The following is a 6173-nucleotide window of genomic DNA, read 5'->3' on the forward strand; positions in this document are numbered from 1 at the left end:
ATCACGAATGGCGTTGTCGCGCCGCACGATGAGCCCGAGTACCGGGGTTTGCACACGGCCCACGGAAAGCACGCCGTCGTGGCCTGCCTGGCGGCCGGTAAGGGTCCAGGCACGGGTCAGGTTGATGCCGTACAGCCAGTCGGCGCGAGCGCGTGCCTGGGCCGCTTCGAACAGCGGCTGGAACTCGCTGTTCGGCCGCAGGCTGGCCAGGGCGCGGCTGACGGCGGGTCGGTTGAGGTCACTGACCAGCAGTCGCTGTACCGGGCCACGGTATTTCAGGTGCTCGATCACTTCCTGTACCAGCAGTTGGCCTTCGCGGTCCGGGTCGCCCGCGTGCACCACGCTGGTGGCTTGCTTGATCAGTTTGCGAATCACCGCCAGCTGGCCACGTGCCTTGGGGCGCGGGGCCAGCTGCCACTGCCGGGGCACGATGGGCAGCCTGTCCAACCGCCACTGTTTGTCGGCCGGGTCGTAGGCTTCCGGTGGGGCTTGCTCCAGCAGGTGGCCCAGGCACCAGGTCACGATGGTATCGCCGCATACAATCGCGCCATCCTGGCGTTGGCCGCCGGGCAGGGCATCGGCAATGGCCCGCGCCAGGCTGGGTTTCTCGGCGATAATCAAGCGCATGGGGTGTGATCCTGGAGGCAGTGAAGAACGAAAGGGCATGGTAGCAGAAGTGGCCAACGGGTTAGAGTCCTGATATATGAAAATGTATACAGGTGTCATGGACATGCGGTAAAGCATCCGAAAAGGCGATCTCCATGCGCGAACGCGGCAGAACACGACGTTTACTGGGGCTGGGTGCCCGCACCGGCGGTGCACTGCTGAAGACTCGGCTGGGCGGCCAGGCAGATTGGCAGGCACTGGGCGAAGCGCTGTTCGAGGGGCTTTCCGAGTTGAAAGGCCCGGCCATGAAGCTGGCGCAGATCATGTCGCAGTGGGACGATTTGTTGCCGCCAGAGCTGGCCAACGAGCTGGCGCGCCTGCAGCGTCAGGCAGAGCCGATGCCGTGGCCCAAAATTCGCGAGGCGTTGGTGTTGCAGTACGGCGATATCGACAAGCACTTTCACAGCATCGAAGAGCGCCCGTTCGCCAGCGCCTCCATGGGCCAGGTGCACAAGGCCGTGACCCATGACGGTGAAACCGTGGTCCTCAAAGTGCAGTACCCCGGGCTTGCAGAGGTGCTGGAAAGCGACCTGAAGCAGGTCAAGCGGATCATGGCCCTGGGCCGCTGGTTCAAGGTGCCCCAGGCACGGCTGGATGCGCTGTTCGAGGAGTTGGCGGCGGGGCTGCGCGATGAACTGGATTACCATGCCGAGGCCCAAGCACTGGCGCGCTATCGCGAGCGCTACCTGAGCAACCCGGCGCTGGTGATCCCCGAGCCGCTGTTCGAGCTTTCCGGGCAGCATGTGCTGGCCATGCGCTATGTGGGCGGAACGCCGCTGCGTGAACTGGAGAGCGCCGACGATGCCACTCGCCAGCAGGTGGCTGTGGCGCTGGCCGACTGGATCACCGAAGAGCTGTTCACCTACCGCGAGCTGCATGCCGACCCCCACGCAGGCAACTTTGCCTGTGACGAGCAGAGGAGGCTGGTGATTTATGATCTGGGCGCCGTGATTCCGGTGCCGGAAGCGCGCCTGAAAGCCATGATGCAGCTTCTGGATGCCACCCTGGCACAGGACCCCATGGCCATGGACGATGCGCTGATGAAGATGGGCGGACGCCAGGGTCAGGGCGCTCCGCTGGCGCTCTACAAGGAGTCGGCAGAGTGCATCACGCCGCTGTTTGCGCCCGGCGAGCAGGACTTCAGCGATGTGCGTGTACACCGCCGACTGCGTGAGCTGACGCCCAAGGTATGGGCAGCCATGGACCGGCTGCAACCGCCGGCAGATACGCTGCTGCTTTCCCGAGCCCTGAACGGCCATTACTGGAATCTGGTAAGGCTGAAGGCGCGCCTCGACATGCACGAGCGCACGCAGCCGCTGTTGACCTGGGCGCGCACCCCCTGACGGGGCCTTCTCCCTGAGCGATTGTCGCTGCGGCAGCGTGGTTAGCCATGCTAGACTACGGCGCTTTGAAAACGCGTATTGAAGACAGTGGAGACGGCAATGCTGGCGGTATGGGTCGATCAACTGCTGGGGTTTGCCTCTGGGGCACTCTCGGCAATCAGGCGGCAGGAGCACTACCCGGATTTCATGACCTGGGTGCGTGCCGAAGGCGCTGCATCCTTTAACGATAACCTAGCCACCGCGCAGGCGCTGGCGCCCATTTTATGGTCGCAGACACCGCTGGAGCGGCTGAACTTCGCCAGTGAACCGCTGGCCACGCCTGGCCGCAACGAGCCCTGCTGGTGCGATTCGGGCCGCAAGTACAAGCAGTGCTGCGACCGCGTCAACTTCCCCACCGAGATTCCCGAGCAGATGATGTGGATGCTCTCGCTGCGCGAGTGGAAAGGCGCCACTCTCAAGGCTGCCCTGGAGAGCCAGCAGGCACCGCCCCAGGCGCTGCTGGAAGCCGGGCTGATCGCGGCAGAAAGTGGCCAGACCGGCCGCGCCATGCAGATACTGGAGTCGTTGTTCGATGGCAGCGACTGGTCGCGGCTGCCTGAGCAGGCCGAACCCGCCTTCGAAATTTTGCTCGATATCTACCAGGAGCGTGGGTTCACCCGTAAACGCGCCGACCTGCTGGACGAGGTGATGGAGCGAGGGCCGCTGTTCTTGCGCGGCGTGGCCCTCGAGCGGCTGTGCCTGATGCACCTGGATAACGACGATCTCGACAGCGCTCGCGGGGCTTTTGTTAAAGCCCAGCAGGCGCTGCCCGACTCGCCGACGCTGGCCTATATCGAAGCCATGCTGCTGCTCCACGAAGGCCATGAGCAGGAAGCCAAGGAACGAGCCGATTTCTGGTATCGTCGCCTGGCACGCCAGGGCGGGCTGGATGACGAGCAGCTCGATTTTCTCGCCGCCCTGGCCGATAACCCTGGGGCCACCCTGGCCGACCAGCTATTGAGCGCCGAAGAGGACATGGCCACGCCGCTGGTGGCCCTGCAGGCGCTGCTGGCTGCGCTGCCCACCGCGCCGCTGTTGACCCTTACCCGTGACGATGAGCGGGGTCGTTTGCTGTACACCACCACCGCCCGTGAAGAGACGCTGTTTGCCGCCTGGCATGAGCAGTTCCAGGTGCTGGTGGACGAAGACGTGGCGCTGGGTTTTCGGGAAGATCCCTGGGTCAACGCCATCGACTGGATGTCCGAGCTGTGCGCCCACCCCGAGTGGCTGGATGCCCCTCAGGTCGTGCAGGATTTGACGCTGGCGCTGACCAGCCGCTTTGGCAGCCTGCCGTGGATGGCACCCAGCCTGCTGGAGCCTCTGGCGCTGCGCCTCTCGCGCTGGCTGGAGCAGGCTCGGGCCGCTGGTGAAGGCAGCCTGTGCTGGGACGATGCCGACAATGCCATGCTGCTGCGCACCGGCTTGGCGCTGGTGGTGGGCATGGAGCGGGGCGCGCGCCAGCACTCTCGTGAGCTGGCCGAAGAGCTGCTGGCCATCGACCAGGAAGATAGCCTTGGGCTGCGTGAACTGGTGTTGGACCAGTTGCTGCGCGATGACCGCAACGAGGAAGCCCTGGCGTTGACCAACGAGCCGCAAAAAGACGACGGCTCGCTGGTGCTGGGACTCTTGATGGGACGCACGCTGGCGCTTTATCGCCTGGGTCACCAAGAGGCGGCTGAAGCGGCGCTGGCTGATGTGATGGCCCACAGCCGCCATGCGCTGGAATTGATCTGCGCGGAAAACCCGCGCCCCTCCATGCCCCATCCGGATGGCCAGGTCGACCCAGGCTCCCGGGCGGAAGCCTGGCAGTACCGCACCCTGATGCGTGACCAGTGGCGCACCACGCCAGGCGCACTGGCCTGGCTGGAGCGCCACCGCTAGCGGGAAGCGATATTGGGCGTGGGCACCAGCTGCTTGTCGCGGCTGATCCAGATGGCCAGCAGGATGGCGGGCAGGCCCAGCAGGGTGGCGACCACGAAGAAAGTGGCGTAGCCCTGCGCCGTGACCACCAGGCCGCCAAAGCCACTCAGGAATTTGCCCGGCAGCGTCATCAAGGACGAGAACAGCGCATACTGGGTGGCGGTATAGGCCCGAGAGGTCAGGCTGGAAAGAAACGCAATGAACACTGCGCTGGCCAGGCCATTGGCCAGATTGTCACCAATGATGGTGATGACCAGCATCGGCACCTGGTTACCGATCAGCGCCAGCACGGCAAACAGCAGGTTGGTCAGCGTGGCGGCCGCGGCGCCCAGAATCAGCACCGGGCCAATCCCGTAGCGGGCCACCAGCAATCCCCCCAGCAACCCACCGGTAATGCTCATGGCGATGCCGAAGATGTTGGTGACGCTGGCGATGGTGCCCAGCGAAAACCCGAGGTCGATGTACAGCGGGTTGGCCATGGAGCCCATGGCCAAATCACTGATGCGAAACACGCCGATAAATACCAGAATACCGAGTGCCTTCACCCCGTAGCGGCGAAAGAAATCGGTGAATGGGCAGATAATGGCCCCAATCGCCCAGGCGGTGATGCGCCGAAACGTTCTGGGTTGGCCGCGGCTGGCGCGCAGGAAGGCACGCACCCTGGGCTCATGGATCAACTGCACGCTCAGTGATGCGCGCTGGGGCTCTGGGCGAATCAATACCGTCAGCACCCCGATACCCACCAGCGCCGCCATGCTCAGGTAGGCGGCGCTCCAGGAAAAGGCCGACGCCACGTAAAGCGCGCCAGCGCCCGCTGCGATCAATCCCCCGCGATAGCCAATGATGTAGGTCGAGGCCATGGCTGCCTGAAGGTCGTCGTTGGCCGATTCGATCCGGTAGGCATCGATGGCGATGTCCTGGGTGGCCGAGCCAAACGCCACCAGCAGCGCAAAGGCTGCGACCCAACCCAGATTACCCACGGGGTCGAGCCCGGCCAGCCCCACCAGCCCTGCGGCAATCATCCCCTGTGCCAGCAGCATCCAGCCTCTACGTTGCCCGAAGGTGCGGGTCAGCAGGGGCAGGGCCAGCCGGTCGACCACCGGTGCCCAGAAGAACTTGATGGAGTAGAGCATGCCGATCCAGGCGAAGAAGCCAATGGCGGCGACTTCCACGCCATCGCTGCGTAGCCATGCCGAGAGGGTCGAAAATACCAGCAGAAAGGGCAGGCCAGCGGAGAAACCAAGAAACAGCATGGTGATGACCGGCGCCTTGAGATAGATGGCAAGTGCCGCCAGCCAGCTACGCTGGGGGGTAGGGGTGGGCATGGGGTGTTTCGCTCCAAAAGAAAACCAGGGCGCAAGGCCCGCTAAAAACCGGTCGGTGGTAAACTGGGCCCGACATCCTATCAAGCCGACAGCTTACCGGAGAGGAGTTTTCCATGTCGATTACCGCCCATCAGGTCGTCACCTTGCATTATGTCCTCAGCGACGTGCTCAGCGATGGCAGTACCCGTGTGCTGGACGACTCTCGCGCGCGCGAACAGCCCCTGGAATACCTGCATGGCCACGATAACATTCTGCCTGGCCTGGAGCGCGATCTGGAAGGGCGCTCTGCTGGCGATGAGCTGCGTGTCACCTTGACCCCGGCAGATGCTTATGGCGTTCGCAACGAAGCGCTGGTGCAAGAAGTAAGCCGAGCATCGTTTGGCAGCGCGGAGCTTGCACCGGGCAGCCGTTTTCAAACCGAAGGCGAGGCCGGTCCGCAGATTGTCACCGTGCTGAGCATCGAAGGCGATACCGTCACGGTGGATACCAATCACCCGCTGGCCGGGCACACACTGCGTTACCACGTGACGCTGCTGGACGTGCGCGAGGCGACCCGCGCCGAATTGGCCAAAGGCCATCCGCTGCCGCCGGGTACCGAGCACAGCAAAGTCGAAGACCGCAAAGTGCTGTGACTGCTCCCCGCCCTGACGGGCGAGGCTTCCCACGTCTTAGGCCGCTGCCGGTGCGTGACCGGGCTTACACAGGCCTCGATGGGCAGAGACCGACAGTCCTTCGGCCTTTAACGTTAAAATGCCTTGCTGGCGAATGTTGATCGCGGCGTTTATGTCGCGGTCGATGCCTTGCGTGCCGCAGCCGGGGCAATCCCAAGTGCGAACCGTTAGCGGCATTTGTTCGACCTTGTGGCCGCAGCCTGCACAGG

General features: G+C 64.0%; 6 protein-coding genes. 3 read left to right on the top strand and 3 right to left on the bottom strand.

Going from position 1 to position 6173, the window contains the following annotated elements; genetic code table 11:
• Positions 1-627, bottom strand: a 627-nt coding sequence (locus B7L71_RS08055; protein ID WP_249273203.1) for a DNA topoisomerase, incomplete at its 3' end; no start/stop codon positions are given.
• 134 nt (positions 628-761) lie between these two features.
• On the opposite strand from B7L71_RS08055, the gene B7L71_RS08060 reads away from it, so the two are divergent.
• Both B7L71_RS08060 and B7L71_RS08065 read left to right on the top strand, forming a co-directional pair.
• The gene (locus B7L71_RS08060) at positions 762-2009 is read left to right on the top strand and encodes an ABC1 kinase family protein (RefSeq protein WP_081137202.1); all 1248 of its coding nucleotides are present in this window, start codon (positions 762-764) and stop codon (positions 2007-2009) included.
• Between the two features lie 99 nt (positions 2010-2108).
• On the top strand, positions 2109-3929 hold the full coding sequence (locus B7L71_RS08065) for an SEC-C metal-binding domain-containing protein (RefSeq protein ID WP_081137204.1): 1821 nt from the start codon (positions 2109-2111) through the stop codon (positions 3927-3929).
• Here the strand turns inward: B7L71_RS08065 and B7L71_RS08070 are convergent.
• Positions 3926-5293, bottom strand: coding sequence for an AmpG family muropeptide MFS transporter (locus B7L71_RS08070; protein WP_081137206.1), 1368 nt, complete (start codon positions 5291-5293; stop codon positions 3926-3928). The two genes, B7L71_RS08065 and B7L71_RS08070, sit on opposite strands and share 4 nt — an antisense overlap.
• Before the next feature lie 113 nt (positions 5294-5406).
• Between B7L71_RS08070 and B7L71_RS08075 the strand changes: the two genes are divergently transcribed.
• Positions 5407-5925, top strand: a complete 519-nt coding sequence (locus B7L71_RS08075) for an FKBP-type peptidyl-prolyl cis-trans isomerase (protein WP_081137208.1) — start codon at positions 5407-5409, stop codon at positions 5923-5925.
• Positions 5926-5961: 36 nt separating this feature from the next.
• On the opposite strand, the gene B7L71_RS08080 is transcribed toward B7L71_RS08075, so the two are convergent.
• The coding region (locus B7L71_RS08080; RefSeq protein ID WP_139788496.1) for a zinc ribbon domain-containing protein at positions 5962-6173 on the bottom strand (212 nt) is incomplete at its 5' end.

Origin of the sequence: Halomonas sp. BC2, from assembly GCF_002078115.1 — a bacterium.
Lineage (GTDB): Bacteria > Pseudomonadota > Gammaproteobacteria > Pseudomonadales > Halomonadaceae > Vreelandella > Vreelandella stevensii.

Bases quoted from the DNA above. Each gene is read 5' to 3' on its own strand.
- B7L71_RS08060 (WP_081137202.1), top strand. From the start codon at position 762: ATGCGCGAACGCGGCAGAACACGACGTTTACTGGGGCTGGGTGCCCGC.
- B7L71_RS08075 (WP_081137208.1), top strand. From the start codon at position 5,407: ATGTCGATTACCGCCCATCAGGTCGTCACCTTGCATTATGTCCTCAGC.
- B7L71_RS08065 (WP_081137204.1), top strand. From the start codon at position 2,109: ATGCTGGCGGTATGGGTCGATCAACTGCTGGGGTTTGCCTCTGGGGCA.
- B7L71_RS08070 (WP_081137206.1), bottom strand. From the start codon at position 5,293: ATGCCCACCCCTACCCCCCAGCGTAGCTGGCTGGCGGCACTTGCCATC.